The organism is Microbacterium sp. LWH7-1.2, from assembly GCF_038397755.1.
In the GTDB taxonomy this organism is placed as follows: Bacteria; Actinomycetota; Actinomycetes; order Actinomycetales; family Microbacteriaceae; genus Microbacterium.
In genome coordinates this window covers 1,932,165-1,946,266 of the sequence record NZ_CP151637.1, presented here as the reverse complement: position 1 = coordinate 1,946,266, position 14,102 = coordinate 1,932,165, and the positions used below count along the sequence as shown (strand labels likewise).

The 14,102-nt window shown below is 69.0% G+C and carries 13 protein-coding genes; 8 read left to right on the top strand and 5 right to left on the bottom strand.

Annotated elements, in window-relative coordinates; all coding sequences use genetic code 11:
- Window positions 1-50: 50 nt before the first annotated feature.
- Both MRBLWH7_RS09150 and MRBLWH7_RS09145 read right to left on the bottom strand, forming a co-directional pair.
- The gene (locus tag MRBLWH7_RS09150; RefSeq protein WP_342001402.1) at window positions 51-998 is read right to left on the bottom strand and encodes an SDR family oxidoreductase; all 948 of its coding nucleotides are present in this window, start codon (window positions 996-998) and stop codon (window positions 51-53) included.
- Between the two features lie 147 nt (window positions 999-1,145).
- Window positions 1,146-2,186, bottom strand: coding sequence for a LacI family DNA-binding transcriptional regulator (locus tag MRBLWH7_RS09145; protein ID WP_342001400.1), 1,041 nt, complete (start codon window positions 2,184-2,186; stop codon window positions 1,146-1,148).
- Between the two features lie 190 nt (window positions 2,187-2,376).
- Here MRBLWH7_RS09145 and MRBLWH7_RS09140 point away from each other — a divergent pair, with 190 nt between their 5' ends.
- The 4 genes from MRBLWH7_RS09140 (at window position 2,377) to MRBLWH7_RS09125 (ending at window position 7,458) form a co-directional block, all read left to right on the top strand.
- Entirely contained in the window at window positions 2,377-4,008 is a 1,632-nt protein-coding gene (locus tag MRBLWH7_RS09140; RefSeq protein ID WP_342001398.1) for a glycoside hydrolase family 44 protein, read from the top strand.
- Window positions 4,009-4,049: 41 nt separating this feature from the next.
- Window positions 4,050-5,366 carry an ABC transporter substrate-binding protein gene (locus tag MRBLWH7_RS09135; protein ID WP_342001396.1) on the top strand — a complete coding sequence of 439 codons (1,317 nt, stop codon included), beginning with the start codon at window positions 4,050-4,052 and terminating at the stop codon, window positions 5,364-5,366.
- A gap of 83 nt (window positions 5,367-5,449) precedes the next feature.
- The gene (locus tag MRBLWH7_RS09130) at window positions 5,450-6,532 is read left to right on the top strand and encodes a sugar ABC transporter permease (protein ID WP_342001394.1); all 1,083 of its coding nucleotides are present in this window, start codon (window positions 5,450-5,452) and stop codon (window positions 6,530-6,532) included.
- A complete protein-coding gene (locus MRBLWH7_RS09125; protein WP_342001392.1) occupies window positions 6,529-7,458 on the top strand; it encodes a carbohydrate ABC transporter permease in 930 nt (309 codons plus the stop codon). Before MRBLWH7_RS09130 ends, MRBLWH7_RS09125 begins: the two co-directional genes overlap by 4 nt.
- A 156-nt stretch (window positions 7,459-7,614) precedes the next feature.
- Here the strand turns inward: MRBLWH7_RS09125 and MRBLWH7_RS09120 are convergent, their stop codons facing one another.
- Window positions 7,615-8,637, bottom strand: a complete 1,023-nt coding sequence (locus MRBLWH7_RS09120; RefSeq protein ID WP_342001390.1) for a WYL domain-containing protein — start codon at window positions 8,635-8,637, stop codon at window positions 7,615-7,617.
- 61 nt (window positions 8,638-8,698) lie between these two features.
- Between MRBLWH7_RS09120 and MRBLWH7_RS09115 the strand changes: the two genes are divergently transcribed.
- Both MRBLWH7_RS09115 and MRBLWH7_RS09110 read left to right on the top strand, forming a co-directional pair.
- Window positions 8,699-9,754, top strand: a complete 1,056-nt coding sequence (locus MRBLWH7_RS09115) for an ATP-binding cassette domain-containing protein (RefSeq protein WP_342001388.1) — start codon at window positions 8,699-8,701, stop codon at window positions 9,752-9,754.
- Complete coding sequence (locus tag MRBLWH7_RS09110) at window positions 9,751-10,545, top strand: ABC transporter permease (protein ID WP_342001386.1); 795 nt, start codon at window positions 9,751-9,753, stop codon at window positions 10,543-10,545. Before MRBLWH7_RS09115 ends, MRBLWH7_RS09110 begins: the two co-directional genes overlap by 4 nt.
- A gap of 178 nt (window positions 10,546-10,723) precedes the next feature.
- On the opposite strand, the gene MRBLWH7_RS09105 is transcribed toward MRBLWH7_RS09110, so the two are convergent.
- Window positions 10,724-12,091: a diguanylate cyclase gene (locus tag MRBLWH7_RS09105; protein ID WP_342001383.1), complete on the bottom strand. Its 1,368-nt coding sequence runs from the start codon at window positions 12,089-12,091 to the stop codon at window positions 10,724-10,726.
- A gap of 231 nt (window positions 12,092-12,322) precedes the next feature.
- Here MRBLWH7_RS09105 and MRBLWH7_RS09100 point away from each other — a divergent pair, with 231 nt between their 5' ends.
- Window positions 12,323-12,763, top strand: coding sequence for a helix-turn-helix domain-containing protein (locus tag MRBLWH7_RS09100; protein ID WP_342001381.1), 441 nt, complete (start codon window positions 12,323-12,325; stop codon window positions 12,761-12,763).
- Between the two features lie 8 nt (window positions 12,764-12,771).
- Here the strand turns inward: MRBLWH7_RS09100 and MRBLWH7_RS09095 are convergent, their stop codons facing one another.
- Window positions 12,772-13,116: a hypothetical protein gene (locus MRBLWH7_RS09095; protein WP_342001379.1), complete on the bottom strand. Its 345-nt coding sequence runs from the start codon at window positions 13,114-13,116 to the stop codon at window positions 12,772-12,774.
- A 157-nt stretch (window positions 13,117-13,273) separates the two neighbouring features.
- On the opposite strand from MRBLWH7_RS09095, the gene MRBLWH7_RS09090 reads away from it, so the two are divergent.
- Window positions 13,274-14,017 (top strand): EAL domain-containing protein, encoded by a 744-nt coding sequence (locus MRBLWH7_RS09090; protein ID WP_342001377.1) that lies wholly within the window; start codon window positions 13,274-13,276, stop codon window positions 14,015-14,017.
- Window positions 14,018-14,102 lie beyond the last annotated feature (85 nt).

The following is a 14,102-nucleotide window of genomic DNA, read 5'->3' as shown; positions in this document are numbered from 1 at the left end:
CGCTCAACGACCGGAGGTGGCGGGTTGGCGTTTCGACTCGCTGCGCTCGCTCAACGACCGAGTGGCGCGACGCGCACGCCGGTGAGCTGCTCGGAGAGGTCCCACACGCGGCCACCGTCGGTCTCGCTCTCGAGGCGGGAGTACATCGGCTGCTCCGCCGGCAGGCCGCTCAGGTGGGCGAAGCCCTTCGGCCCGTAGAGGTGTCCGTCGCGGGCGTCGGGGCTCGTCGCGGCGTAGACCGCCGACAGCGCCGCCGAGGACGCAGTGCCGAACAGGATGCCGCGGCGCGACATCGCCCGGATGAACTTCACCGCGGTCGTGTCCGTGGACCGGCCCATGCCCGGCTGCGCGGCGAGCAGATTCGTCGGCGTGATGCCGGGATGCGACAGGTTGCTGCGGATTCCCCAGCCCGCAGCATCCGATCTCCGCTGCAGTTCCATCGCGAACAGGCCGAACGCGATCTTCGACGAGCTGTACGCCTTCATCGGGTCGTAGCCGTGCTCCCAGTTCGGGTCGTCCCAGTTCACGGCGCCCCGATCGGCGGCGATGCTCACCTGGCTGGTGACGTGCGCCTTCGCCTCGACGAGCAGCGGGTGCAGCTGGGCGACGAGCGCGAAATGGCCGAGATGGTTCGTGGCGAGTTGCAGTTCGAATCCGTCGGCGGTGACCTGGCGGGTCGGCGGGTTCATCACGCCGGCGTTCGCGATAAGGAGGTCGATGGGGCGGCCATCGTCGTTCAGCCGCGCGGTGAGGGTCGCGACCGAATCGAGAGACGCGAGGTCGAGGGGGAGGACACGGATGCTGCCGCGGTTGGTCCGCTGCGCGATCTGGGTGGCCGCAGCCTCGCCTTTCTGCTGGTTGCGGACGGGCATGAGGATGTCGGCGCCGGCGCGGGCGAGACGCGCGGCGATCTCGAGGCCTACGCCGTCGCTCGCGCCGGTGACGAGGGCGAGCTTGCCGGTGAGGTCGGGAACGGGGATGTCGAGAGGCTTGGCCATGAGGGCTCCTGTGTCGGTGGGTGCTTCTCATGCTGCGCGCGCGGGCGGCGGGGATTCAGGGCGCGGTTATCCGGGGATCGGGGATCCGTGGCTGGCGCCCGGGCTCCTGCTCCCGAGCACGAACGTTGCGGCGGCCTCGCGGTGCGGTCACTGCGCGGGTACGGGCCCGGTGCTGTTGCGCACCATGAGCGAGGTCGCAAGCTCGACGTGACGCGACGAAGGCTGGTGCCCGTCCGCCATCACGAGGATCGTCTGTACGGCCATCGCTCCCATGCCCTCGAGATGTTGGTGCACGGTGGTCAGCGGTGGGGAGGTCCACGCCGCCTGCGGTGTGTCGTCGAAGCCCATCACGCTGAGACTCCGCGGCACCGAGACGCCGAGTTCGTGAGCGATCGCCAGCACACCTACCGCGATCTCGTCGCCGGCGGCCATGATCGCCGTCGGGGGCTCTGGGGACGTGAGCAGCTCGCGCGCGAACTCCGCTCCGGTCGCGATGGCGAACTGCCCGGCACGGATCAGCGACGGGTCGATCTCGACCCCTGAAGCGTCCAGGGCTGCCTGATAGCCGTAGAGCCGGTCGCGTGCGGCATCGGACACCTCGGGGCCGCCGATCCAGGCGATTCGACGGTGACCGAGCCCGATCAGGTGCTCGGCTGCCGTGCGCGCTCCCGCCCAGTTGCTCGACCCGACGCTCACCATCTGGCGATGGTGGGCGTCGACCGGGTCGACCATGACGAACGGCAGGCCCGCGCTGCTCGAGGCTTCGAGGATTCCGTCGGGGCGCGCGAGCGTCAGGCCGATGATGCCGACGACCCCCGACGCCTGCTGCTGCGCGACCCATTCGCGGGCGACGGCGCGCTGGGTGCGCGACGAGCGGTCCGGGGCCAACCGCGTGAGCAGATCGACGCCGGCCTCGGTCGTGGCTGCGAGGACGCCCTGGAGCACGCCCACGATGTACGGCGACGCGGGGATGTCGAAGACGACGGCGATCGAGCGTCGGCCGGGCGACGGAGTCGGGTCCGTCGTCGAGCGGTAGCCGAGCTCAGCGACGACCGCGAGAACCCGCTCCCTCGTCTCGTCGGAGATGTCACCCCGCCCGTTGAGGGCCTTCGACACGGTGGCGCGCGAGACGCCGACCGCCGTCGCCACGTCTGCGAGCGTGGCCCGCTGCGGTGTTGGACGCTTCACGGTTTCGCCTGATCGGGCGAACAAGTTTCGATACTCAGCTCCATCGACGAGCCTCCTGGAGTCTTTGCAACGTTGGAAAGAGTTTGACAGGCGGCGCTTGAATGCTTAGCCTGATCGAACGATACAGGTTGCGAAATATTTTCGCAATATCGAATCTCAATCCTTCACTCCTGACCAATGGAGGTCGTCCTTGTCCGTCGATACGTCGCTCGCTCTCACCATCGACGGCCGGGCCTCTGCCGAGGCGCCGTTGCCCCACGTGTGGAGCGTGTGCCTCGGAGCGGGTCGTGCCAACGAAGCACTGCGCGCGGACTGGCAGAGTCACTTCCGCGAGGCCGTCGGCTCGCTGGGAGCGCGCTACGTGCGGTTCCACGGGCTCTTCCACGACGACATGTTCGTGTACCGCGCATCCAACGGGGGCGGCTTCGGACCGCCGACGCCGCTCACGGCGCCCGTCTATACGTTCGCCTACGTCGACAAGGTCTTCGACGCCATCCTCGCCGCTGGAGCCCGCCCGTTCGTCGAGCTGGGCTTCATGCCCCGCGAGCTCGCGACGCAGACCGAGACGCTGTTCTGGTGGAAGGCGCACTGCAGCCCGCCCACCGACATGGCGGCGTGGGTCGAGCTCGTCACGGCGACCGTCGAGCACTGGATCGAACGGTACGGCCTCGACGAGGTGCGCACGTGGCCGTTCGAGGTCTGGAACGAACCGAACCTCGTGCCCCACTTCTGGACGGGCACGCGAACCGAGTACTTCCAGCTCTACGAGGCGACGGCCCGGGCGATCAAGGCGATCGATCCGAGCCTCAAGGTCGGCGGCCCTTCGTCATCGGTCTTCGTGCCCGACTCCCGTTACGACGGCGAGTACCACGACAAGTCCGTCGAAGCCGCGACGGCGGAGGCGACCGACCCCGACGCGCTGCCCTGGAAGCCGGTGTGGATCCACGAGCTCATCGCGTACTGCGCGGAACGAGAGCTCCCGCTGGACTTCCTCTCCACGCACCTCTACCCGACCGACTACGCATTCGACACCCAGGGCGTGGGCCGCTCGATCAGCCGAGACCGCGATGCGACGCGGAGCGACCTCGAGGTCATGCGCCAGGTGATCGCGCGGTCGCCCTACCCGCACGCCGAGCTGCACATCACCGAGTGGTCCACGTCGCCGTCCAGCCGCGACAACATGCACGACACCGTCTACGCGGCCACCTACATCGCCCGCGCGTTCCTGCAGTGTCACAGCCTTGCGGACTCGATCTCGTACTGGACGTTCACCGACGTCTTCGAGGAGGGTGGCGGCGGCATCGGCCCCTTCCACGGTGGGTTCGGCTTCGTCAACGAGCAGGGCATCCACAAGCCGACGTTCCACGCCATGGCGATGCTGAACCGGCTCGGCGACCGGATCGCGCTGCAGACGGAGCACGGCATCATCACCCGGACATCAGAGGATGCCGTCGCCGCCGTGTTCTTCAACTACCCGGACTCCATGGGCTCGCGGTCCATCGGCGGCGCCACCCGGTACGTGCAGACCCACCGGCTCGCCGGCGAAGGGCCGGACCGGCACATCGCGCACACCGTGACGGGACTCCGCCCCGGTGACGCCTACGCCGTCGAGACCCTGGACCTCGAGCACGGCAACGTGGCCGAGGCGTGGCATCGGCTGGGCGAGCCGCTCAATCTCAGCCCCCGGCAGGTCGCCGACCTCGCGGCGATCGCCGACGACCTCGACCGCCGATCGCTCACCGTGAGCGCCGACGGCGTGCTGGAGATCGACATCACCCTCGCACCCTGGGCCGTGATGTCGATCGCGCCACGCAACCCCTGACCATCATCTCCGCGTACAACGACGTCACGAAAGGATCCACCATGAGAATCAGCACACGAGCCGGCGCGGTCATCGCCTCTGCCGCGCTGGCGGCCCTCGCCCTCGCCTCCTGCAGCGGAGGCGGCTCCGGCGGCAGCGGCGGCGGTGAGGCGACAGGCGACAACAAGCCCGAGAAGCTCACCGTCGCGGCCTGGATGGACTTCCCGCCCGAGCTGCTGCAGTCCTTCGAGGACGAGTACGGCATCGAGGTCGTCGTGAACTCGTTCCCTGACGGGGCGTCCGCGCAGACCGTGCTGCGCAACGGGCTGTCGTCCAACGGCGCCGGGTTGTCGGACGTGCACCTGATCGAGCTGGACTGGTGGACCGAGATGATGGCCGTCCCCGAAGACTGGGTGGAGCTGCCCGAGATCCCCGATCGGTGGGTCGATTGGAAGGTGAAACAGGGATCCGTCGACGGCGTGATCACGGGATACGGCACCGACATCGGCCCGCTCGGCATCGCGTACAACGAGGAGATGATGGCCGCGGCGGGCGTCGCGACCGACGCCGAGTCGTTCGGCGAGCTCATCGGCGGCGACGCCGCATCGTGGCAGTCGTTCCTCGACGCCGGGCGTCAGTACGTCGCGGCGTCCGACAACTACTACATCGACTCCCTCTCCAGCGCGTTCCAGGCGGCGATCAACCTGCTTCCGGCCGCGTTCGAGGACGCCGACTCCGGTCAGCCGTATGAGCTGGCGGACAACGCGCAGATCGAAGAGCTCTTCATGATGTTCGCCGAGGCGGCGGAAGACGGCATCTCGGCAGGCATCCCGATCGGCCACGCGGACTGGGGCGCGGGCTTCCAGAACCGCCAGTGGGCGTCAGTGGTCACCCCCGCCTGGATGGCCGGCATCATCGCCGAGAACGCCGATGGCGTGCCCGGCTGGCGCGTTTCGAGCACCTTCCCCGACGGGGGAGGCAACTGGGGCGGCTCATTCTTCGCGGTCCCGGCCACGGGGGAGAACACCGCATGGGCGGTCAAGCTCGCCGACTACCTGACCTCTCCCGATGCCGCCGTGCAGTGGTTCCACGAGACGGGCCAGTTCCCCTCGCAGCTCGAGGCGATCGCCAGCCCTGACATCGCCGAGACCGAGAACGAGTTCTTCGGTGGCCAGCGCCTCGGCCAGATCTACGGCGACCTCGCGGCCGGCGCGGGGGATGCCGCGGCGGGAGGCTACCGCGGTGAGAACTTCGCGGGCATCCAGACCCTCGTCACCGACGGCATCCGCCAGGTCGAGTCAGGCAGTGCGACGGCCCAGGAAGCGTGGGACTCGGTCGTCAGCGAGTTCGACGCGCTCGGCTTCGACACGGCGGACTGACCTCTGTTCGCGGTCCGGCTGCGCGAACGCGCGGCCGGACCGCGACACCCCACATCGCACCCACTCCACGGAAGGAGCCGAAGATGGCTCTCACTTCAGCGCTGCCGCGCACCCCGCGGCGCATCGGCTGGGGGCAGCGGCTCTCGCGCTGGGACGTCAAGGTCTCGCCGTACCTCTACATCTCGCCTTTCTTCCTGCTTTTCGCGGTGTTCGGCATCTTCCCGCTGCTGTTCAACGTCGTCGTCGCCCTCCACGACTGGCATCGGCGTGCGGGCATGGGCGACTTCGTCGGGCTCGACAACTTCGCCTGGGTGCTGCAGCAGCCGCTCTTCTGGCGTTCGCTCGAGAACACCATCTCGATCTTCCTGCTGGGCGGCGTCCCGCAGCTGGTCCTGGCCCTGATCATCGCGGCCATCCTCGACCAGAATCTTCGCGCCCGGACGTTCTGGCGCATGAGCGTTCTCATCCCCTTCGTCGTCATGCCGGTGGCGACGTCGATGATCTTCGGCCAGGTGTTCGGCCAGTTCGGGATCCTGGTGCCGAACCTCCACGCCCTGGGCCTGTTCACCGACAGCAGTTCGCCGTTCTTCCAGGACCGGTTCCTCTCGCACGTCGCGATCGGCTCGATGGTGGTGTTCCGCTGGACCGGCTACAACGCCCTCATCCTGCTCGCAGCCATGCAGGCGGTGCCGCGCGAGCTGTACGAGGCTGCAACCGTCGACGGCGCGGGTCGGGCACGGCAGTTCTTCTCGGTGACGATCCCGAGCATCCGTCCGACGCTGATCTTCGTCATCCTCACGATGACCATCGGCGGCCTGGAGATCTTCGACGAGGCGCGCCTGTTCGACGGCGGCGGCACGGGCGGCGGTCAGGGCGGCACCGACAACCAGTGGACGACCGTGATGCTGTACCTCTTCAACCTCGGCTTCGGTCAATGGCAGGACCGGCTGGGTCAGGCGGCGGCGGTCGGGTGGATCTTCGCGTTCATCATCCTGGTGATCTCGCTGCTGAACTTCTCCCTCACCCGGCGGATCTCCTCGACGGATGCTGCGCCCCGCCGTCCGCGCCGGCGCAGCCGGTCCGCTTCCACCGCGGGGCAGCCGGGCACGCCGTCCGTGATCGCACACGAAGTCGCGGATGACGCGATGGAAGGAGCAGGCCGATGAACACGGCACTCATCGAGAACACCGCCGGCCGAGGGGCCGCGAGGTACGCGGCCAGGCGTGCGGCGCGCGGCCGGCCGATCGCCTCGCATGCTCCCTCGGGCCGGCGTCCGGGGCTCGTCACCTACGGCATCCTGGCCCTGGTCTTCCTCCTGTCTGTCTTCCCTCTCTATGCCGCGGCGATGTACGGCTCATCCACGACGACCGAGATCACCAGGGCCGTCGGCAATCTCCCGCGATGGCTTCCGACGGTCCGGCTGTGGGAGAACTTCGGCCAGGTCTTCGCATCGGAGCAGTTCAGCATCTGGCTCGCCTTCGGCAACTCGTTGCTCGTCGCGGTCGCGGTGAGCGCCTCCGTCGTGTTCTTCTCCACGCTCGCCGGCTTCAGCTTCGCGAAGCTGCGGTTCCCGGGCCGGCAGGCTCTCTATGTCGCGGTCCTCGTCACCCTGATCATCCCGGCACAGGTCGGCACGATCCCGCTGTTCGTGATGATGAACGACTTCGGCTGGATCGATTCGGTGCTGGCGCTGATCGTGCCCGGTCTCGTGGGCGCCTTCGGCGTGTTCTGGATGACGCAGTACCTGCAGGAAGCGCTGCCGTACGAGCTCATCGAGGCCGCACGCGTCGACGGCGCTTCGATGTTCCGCACGTTCTGGTCCATCGCGATGCCCGCCGCCCGGCCCGCGGCGGCTACCCTCGCCCTGTTCACCTTCATCGGCTCGTGGAACAGCTTCTTCTGGCCGTCGGTGGTGATGCGCTCCCAGCTGACGATGCCGCTCGTCGTTCCGCAGCTGCGCGGCGCGTTCACGTCGGACACCGGGCTCGTCATGGCCGGCGTCTTCCTGGTCGCCCTGCCCCTGCTCCTGGTCCTCGTGCTCGCGGGTAGGCATCTCGTGGCCGGTGTCATGGCGGGAGCCGTCAAGGGCTGACCCGCCGACGAGGCGGCGCTTGCGGTGATCCCGCCGGAGCGCCGCCTCGTCTTCGGTCCCGTCACCTCGGTCGCGCGCCACGATCAGCACAACGTTGCAACTTCCGCTTGACCGGGACATGTTGCGGCTGGCGGCCCGTCAGGGCGGCTCCTCGTATCACCCCGACAGCTGGCGCTCCCGCGCCGACGCCCGTTCGGGCGGGACAGGGGGTGCCGGCGCGTCGAGGGCGCGCAGCATCCGCTCCAGCGTCTCGCGCAGCTCCTCCCGGGCCGGCGAGGCGAGGTCCGTCGTGTACTCGACCCCCGACGGGATCCACGACAGACCGTACATCGTCTCGCGGAAGTCCGCGCCACCCACCGGCCACCGCGTGTGCCTCTCGTCCTCAGCCGACGCCCCCTGCCCCCACTGGCCGAAGTACTCCCGCATCTCATCGAACGGCAGCTCCATCACCGCATCCGCCTCGACCGCCTGCCGCGCCCACGAGCGCGCCACGAAGATGAATTCCTCGACCTGCTCGGGGGTGAGCGGCTTGGGGGCGAAGAGCACGCGCGTGTGCGCGACATCCGCCAGTCGATCCACGCGGAAGGTGCGCCAGTCGTCCTTGTCGAGGTCCCAGCACAGCAGGTACCAATGCCGGTCGGCGGGCGCGAGGGCGTGCGGCTCGACGCGGCGGTGCGTGACCTCGCCCGACGCCGCGGTGTACGTGAAGCGCACGCGCTCGTGGTCGCGGGTGGCCAGCGCCAGCTCGCCGAGCACCTCGCCCGACACGGCGGCGCCGACGTTGAGTCCTGCGGGCTGCACGGCCTCGGCCAGCGCGGCCACGCGACGCCGCAGGGGAGCGGGCAGCACCTGCTCGAGCTTCGCGAGCGCGGTGATGGTCGTCTCGGGGCCGCTCACGAGCCGCTGGGATGCTGCCACCCGCAGCCCGATGGCCATCGCCACGGCCTCTTCATCGGTGAGCAGCAACGGCGGCACGGCGCTGCCGGCCTCGAGGCGATAACCGCCCGCAGCCCCCGGGATGGACTCGATGCGGTAGCCCAGCTCACGCAGCCGCTCGACGTCGCGCCGCACCGTACGCTCGGTGACGCCCAGCCGATCGGCCAGCTCGGAACCCGGCCAATGCCGGTGCGTCTGGAGCAGGTTGAGCAGCGAGAGGGCTCGGGTGGTCGTGTCGGACATGAGAAAAGAATCTCATGCATCGCGGACAGGATCTGTCCGCATCTGCTCCTAGCTTGGGGGCATGGCGAACGAATCGATCATCCAAGCGCAAGGGCTCACCAAGCGCTTCACCGTGAAAGGCAAGACCGTCGAGGCCGTCACCGACCTCGCGTTCGAGGTGGCGCGCGGCGAGCTCGTCGCATTCCTCGGACCCAACGGCGCGGGCAAATCGACCAGCCTGCGCATGCTCACGACGCTCATCCCGCCGACGTCGGGCACGGCCGGGGTCGTCGGGTTCGACATCCTGAAGCAGCCCGCCGAAGTCCGCGCGCGCATCGGCTACGTCGGCCAGCTCACGAGCGGCAGCTTCTCGCAGCGCGCCCGCGACGAACTGCTGAGCCAGGGCGCGTTCTACGGCATGTCGAAGTCCGCTGCCCGCACGCGGGCAGACGAGCTCATCGAGTCGCTCGACCTCACGGGCTTCGCGACCCGCACGGTGCAGCAGCTGTCGGGCGGGCAGAAGCGCCGGCTCGACATCGCGCTCGGGCTCATGCACGCGCCGCCGCTGCTGTTCCTCGACGAGCCGTCCACCGGACTCGATCCGCAGAGCCGCGCCAACCTCTGGCAGCACATCATCGACCTGCGGGCGCAGTACGGCACGACGGTCTTCCTCACGACGCACTACCTCGAGGAGGCCGACCGCTACGCCGAACGCGTCATGGTCATGGACCGCGGGCGGGTCATCGCGGACGACACCGCCGCGCGGCTGAAGTCGGACCTCGCCGGCGACGTGCTCACCTTCGGCTTCGGAGGCGAGACGGATGCTGCCGCCGCCGTCGCCGTGGTGCAGAGGCTCACCGAGCGCGAGGTGCGAAGGGAAGCCGCATCCGTCGTCCTCACGGTCCCGGAGGGCGATGCGCTGCTGCCCGCCGCGGTGCGCGCGCTCGACGCGGCCGGGCTCACGGTGCGGACCGCGACCGGCGTGCCGCCGACGCTCGACGACGTGTTCGTGGCGCTCACCGGACGCACGCTGCGCGAGGCCGGCGAGGGTGAGGGTGAACCGGAGGAGAACACGGATGCTGCGGCCGAGGCATCCGTCACCGAACAGGTGAACGAGACGACAGGAGCGAAGCGATGAGCACTCAGATCGAGACCCGGCCCGACACCGCGGTGCGGGCGAATCCTGCGCGTGACGTCTGGAACGTGCTGACCCGCGAGCTGAAGCCGGTGGTACGCGACCCGTTCACGCTGATCTTCAGCCTTGTGCAGCCCCTGGTTTTCCTCGGCCTCTTCGCACCGCTGCTGGTCGGGTCGTCGGGTGCGCCCGTAGGGGAGACCCTGCAATGGTTCGTGCCGGGCGTGCTCGTGATGATCGTGCTGTTCGGCACCGGCGCGACAGGGTCGAACCTGCAGTACGAGATGATGACCGGCTCGCACGAGCGCACGCTGGTGGCGCCGCTGGCGCGGTCGTCACTGCTGGTCGGCCGGGCGCTCAAGGAGATCGCGCCGATCGTCGTGCAGGCGCTCATCATCGTGCTCATCGCGTGGCCCTTCGGGTTCACGATCAACGCGCCGGGGCTCGTGATCGGGCTCGCCCTGCTCGCCGTCTTCGGCGTCGGCCTGGGGTCGCTGTCGTACACGCTCGCCCTCAAGACGAAGGACCGCGAGTGGCTGTTCTGGGGCGTGCAGCAGACGCTGATCTTCCCGCTGCTGATCCTGTCGGGCATGCTCCTGCCGCTGGACGAGGGGCCGGCGTGGATGCGCGCCGTGTCGACGGTGAACCCGGTGAACTGGGTCGTGCAGGCCGAGCGCGCGCTGTTCGCCGGCGATCTCGGCGCAGTCGAGGTGCTGTGGGGCTGGGTGGCCGCGATCGTGCTCGCGGTGGTCGGGCTGGCCGTCGGAATCCGGGCGATGCGAAAGAGCAGCTGACACTCCTCACCGCTCGGCGAGCGGAGGGCGCTCTGGCGCCTTCCTCGCTCGTTGAGCGGAGGGCGCTCTGGCGCCTTTCCTCGCTCGTTGAGCGGAGGGCGCTCTGGCGCCCGAAGTCGAAACGCCTCGGATCCGGCGGCCTGCGCCGGGCTCGGGGCGTTTCGACTCGCACGCTCGCTCAACGAGCGGGAACAGCGGGGATAGCGGGGGTCGCGGGGGTGAATGCGTGGTGGGCGACGGCGACGCGGTCTCCGCCGGCCATCTTCGCCTCGTACATGGCGTGGTCCGCGGCGCGGATGAGCTGGTCCATGACCGGGGCGCCGTCGTTGCCGACGGTGACCACGCCCACGCTGGCCGTGATGGTCAGCGCAGGGGGCAGCTCGTCGTACGGCTCCGCGATCGCGGCGCGGATGCGGTCGGCGAGCGCCGCGGCGGCGATGCTGTCCACCGCGGCGACCGCGATGAATTCGTCGCCGCCGAATCGTCCGAGCACGTCCTTCTCACGGATGACGGCGCGCAGCCGCTGGCCGATCTCGCGGAGGAGCGCGTCTCCGGCGGCGTGACCGAGCATGTCGTTCACGGCCTTGAAGCCGTCGAGGTCGATGAAGATCACCGTCAGCGCCGAGTAGTCGGGGAAAAGCGTGCGCGTGACGTCTTCCTCTATCAATCGCCGGTTCGGCAGTCCGGTCACTTCGTCATGCATGGCCGCGCGCCGCAGCGTGTGTTCGAGGCGGATGCGCGCGATCGCCTGGGCTGCCTGATTGGACAGCGCCTCGGCGAGCGGAACGGCCTCTTCGTCGAACTCCCGCGGATGGTCGAAGAAGCACACCATCGAACCGACCGCATCACCGTGGGATCGCATGGGCGAGGCGATTGCCGCGTGCACGCCACCCGCTCGGTAGATCTCGCTCATGCCGACGCCGGGCATGAAGAAGTTCGCGTCTTCGGGGGAGCGAACGATCAGCACCTGGCCGCCGAGCATGGTCATCGTTCCGGCCGGCTGCAGGTCCGTCGGCCAATGAGGGGCGAGCGGGTTCACGCCGGCGACCTGGGTCAGCCCATCGGGACCGCTGATATGCACGCTCACCGCACTCGCGGCGAACGCCCGCTGAGCCACGTCCACGAGGAGCTCGGCCGCGTCGACCTCGGATCTCACGTTGCCGAATCCGACCGCGGCGTTGAGCAGGATCTGCAGTCGCTGCCGGCCGCGTTCCGTCTTCGCCTCCGCGCCCTGGAATCCGAGAGTGAAGGACGACCGCATCGATACGTCGTACACGGCGATGCGCTCCACGCCGCACTCGTCCTCGCCGAACGAGCCGACCACCACGGGGCGGACGACCCCTGACACGCCGTGGAGGGTGGCATCGGTCGGGCGCATTCCGCCTGCGTCCGCCAGCGGCATGCGCAGGGTGAGGCGCGATTCCAGCGGCTTCCCGATGACGTCATCGCGGTCGCAGCCCAACCACTCCAGGACCTGTTCGTTCGCGTCGAGAATCGTCGACTGCCGATCCACGGCGATCAGCCCGCAGCTCGCGAGACCTAGCATGGGTCGACCGTGGCGTGCGGGGTGGACAGGATGCGGCATACGATCAGAGCATTTCCGTCGGTCACGATGGCCTCCCAGCTTCTGCACGAGGCGGTGGATAGTGGCGAGACGGCGGGCGACGTCGCGTGGTGATCACTCCACCCTAGGCGATACTTCGCAAACTTAGTTAGTCTTCTTAAATATTCGTGACTGAGCTATTCTGCTCCCGAAGCGGCTGAGGGGAGAATCGGCATGGCGAACGAGACACCGGCGCTGACCCTCGGGCAAGCGCTGCGCGAGTACCTCGAGGCGCGCAACGCCGCTCTGGTGACGGCGCGCGCCAGCCTCGGGATCAGCGACATCGACGCGCGCGCCCTCTTGTTCGTGGTCGGCAACCCCGGAACACGGCCGACGGCGCTGCGTGAATACCTCGGGATCACGTCGGCCGGTGTGACGACGCTGATCGATCGGCTCGTCAGCCGCTCCCTCGTGCGGCGTGATGTCGACCCCTCCGACAGGCGCGTCAACCGCATCACGGCGACGATCGACATCGCCGTCGATCCCTGGTCGCTACTCAACCGGTTCGACGACGACTTCGACGTCGCGGTCGGTGCTGCCGATCAGACGAAGGTCAGCGACTCCGCCGCCCTGCTCGAGGCGTTGACCGCCGCCACGGTCGGCGCGCGGCGCTGACCGGTCGCTCAGGCGACGTCGGTGCCCTGATACTCCTGCGACTTCGCCTCGAGGAACGCGCACAGCTCGGAGACCGCGGCCAGCTCGGCGGACAGCTCGAGCAGCCCCGCGGCGTCGAGGACGAGGCTCTCGTCGCGCGGCTCCATCGTCGCGACCCAGGTCGAGTCCTCCGGCGTCGCGGGTTGGATGGTGACGCCCGTCGGAGCGTGACCGAGCCGGAACGCCACCAGGCCCGTGTTCGCCCCGCCCTCGCCATCCTGCACCATCACACGTGCGGCGCCGGCGAGAGGCTTCCCCTGCGCGCGATACTCGGCGAGCCAGGACTCCAACGTCTTCAGATTCCGAAACGCCATCGCGATCCTTCCGCTGCCTCTGCGACGAGAAAAGTATAGGATCCGGGGATCCGCCCTCGAAGACCACCTGCGCTCGTGGAAGGGCGGGACTGTACCCGATCGTCGCTCCTCGTGCGTCGGCTTGCGAGGGAGGCGCTCCGCAGGGCTGACTTGAGGGATGCCCACCACTGGAGACCTCGCGGATGACCTGGCGGCGGCTGTCGGCGGCTCCGATGTCTTCGCCGTCTACCAGCCTCAGGTGTCGCTGGAGAGCGGGTCGATCGTAGCCGCCGAGGCGCTGTGCCGTTGGCGGCATCCGCGGCTCGGTGACATCGACCCCGTGACGATGATCGGCGTCGCCGAGCGCAGTGGAGCGATCCACGCGCTGGGCCGGCGAATGCTCGACGAGTGCCTCGGCACGCTCGCCGGATGGCGCGAGACCGGCAGGGACTGGGCCGTCGCCGTCAACGTCTCGCCGGTGCAATTCGAAGACGAGGCGTTCGCCCGTGACGTCGCCGGCGAGATCTCGCGACGCGCGGTCGCTCCCGGTTCGCTCGTCTTCGAGCTTGCCCACGACGTCCCGTTCAGCGATGGTGCGGTGCTGTCGCAGCTGCACCTGCTGCGCGAGATGGGTGTGGAGTTCTCGATGGCCGGGTTCGGCACCGGTCCCGCATCGCGCGGGCTCCTCCCGCGGCTGCCGCTCACCGAGGTGAAGCTGCCGGGATCCCTCGTGCGGGCGGCGGACGGCGACGCGCGGTCCGCGCTGCGCGACGAGGTCGAGCGCGCACGTGAGCACGGGCTGCGCGTGGTGGCCGAGGGCATCGAGACCCTCACGCATCTCGACATCGCGGTGGCGCTGGGATGCGATCGCGCACAGGGCTTCCTGATCCGGCAGCCGGATTCCGAGATCGTCTTCCCGTGAACGGTTCCCTCCGCTCGGCAACATGTCCGCAACGGTTGGGCGCACCCGTCGAAGGGGGCCTCGGCGGCGGACCTAGGATCAGAGG

What these genes read in the sequence shown, in the direction of transcription:
- MRBLWH7_RS09150 (WP_342001402.1), bottom strand. Translation starts at nt 998, where the DNA reads ATGGCCAAGCCTCTCGACATCCCCGTTCCCGACCTCACCGGCAAGCTC.
- MRBLWH7_RS09135 (WP_342001396.1), top strand. Translation starts at nt 4,050, where the DNA reads ATGAGAATCAGCACACGAGCCGGCGCGGTCATCGCCTCTGCCGCGCTG.
- MRBLWH7_RS09130 (WP_342001394.1), top strand. Translation starts at nt 5,450, where the DNA reads ATGGCTCTCACTTCAGCGCTGCCGCGCACCCCGCGGCGCATCGGCTGG.
- MRBLWH7_RS09125 (WP_342001392.1), top strand. Translation starts at nt 6,529, where the DNA reads ATGAACACGGCACTCATCGAGAACACCGCCGGCCGAGGGGCCGCGAGG.
- MRBLWH7_RS09120 (WP_342001390.1), bottom strand. Translation starts at nt 8,637, where the DNA reads ATGTCCGACACGACCACCCGAGCCCTCTCGCTGCTCAACCTGCTCCAG.
- MRBLWH7_RS09115 (WP_342001388.1), top strand. Translation starts at nt 8,699, where the DNA reads ATGGCGAACGAATCGATCATCCAAGCGCAAGGGCTCACCAAGCGCTTC.
- MRBLWH7_RS09110 (WP_342001386.1), top strand. Translation starts at nt 9,751, where the DNA reads ATGAGCACTCAGATCGAGACCCGGCCCGACACCGCGGTGCGGGCGAAT.
- MRBLWH7_RS09105 (WP_342001383.1), bottom strand. Translation starts at nt 12,091, where the DNA reads ATGCTAGGTCTCGCGAGCTGCGGGCTGATCGCCGTGGATCGGCAGTCG.
- MRBLWH7_RS09100 (WP_342001381.1), top strand. Translation starts at nt 12,323, where the DNA reads ATGGCGAACGAGACACCGGCGCTGACCCTCGGGCAAGCGCTGCGCGAG.
- MRBLWH7_RS09095 (WP_342001379.1), bottom strand. Translation starts at nt 13,116, where the DNA reads ATGGCGTTTCGGAATCTGAAGACGTTGGAGTCCTGGCTCGCCGAGTAT.
- MRBLWH7_RS09090 (WP_342001377.1), top strand. Translation starts at nt 13,274, where the DNA reads ATGCCCACCACTGGAGACCTCGCGGATGACCTGGCGGCGGCTGTCGGC.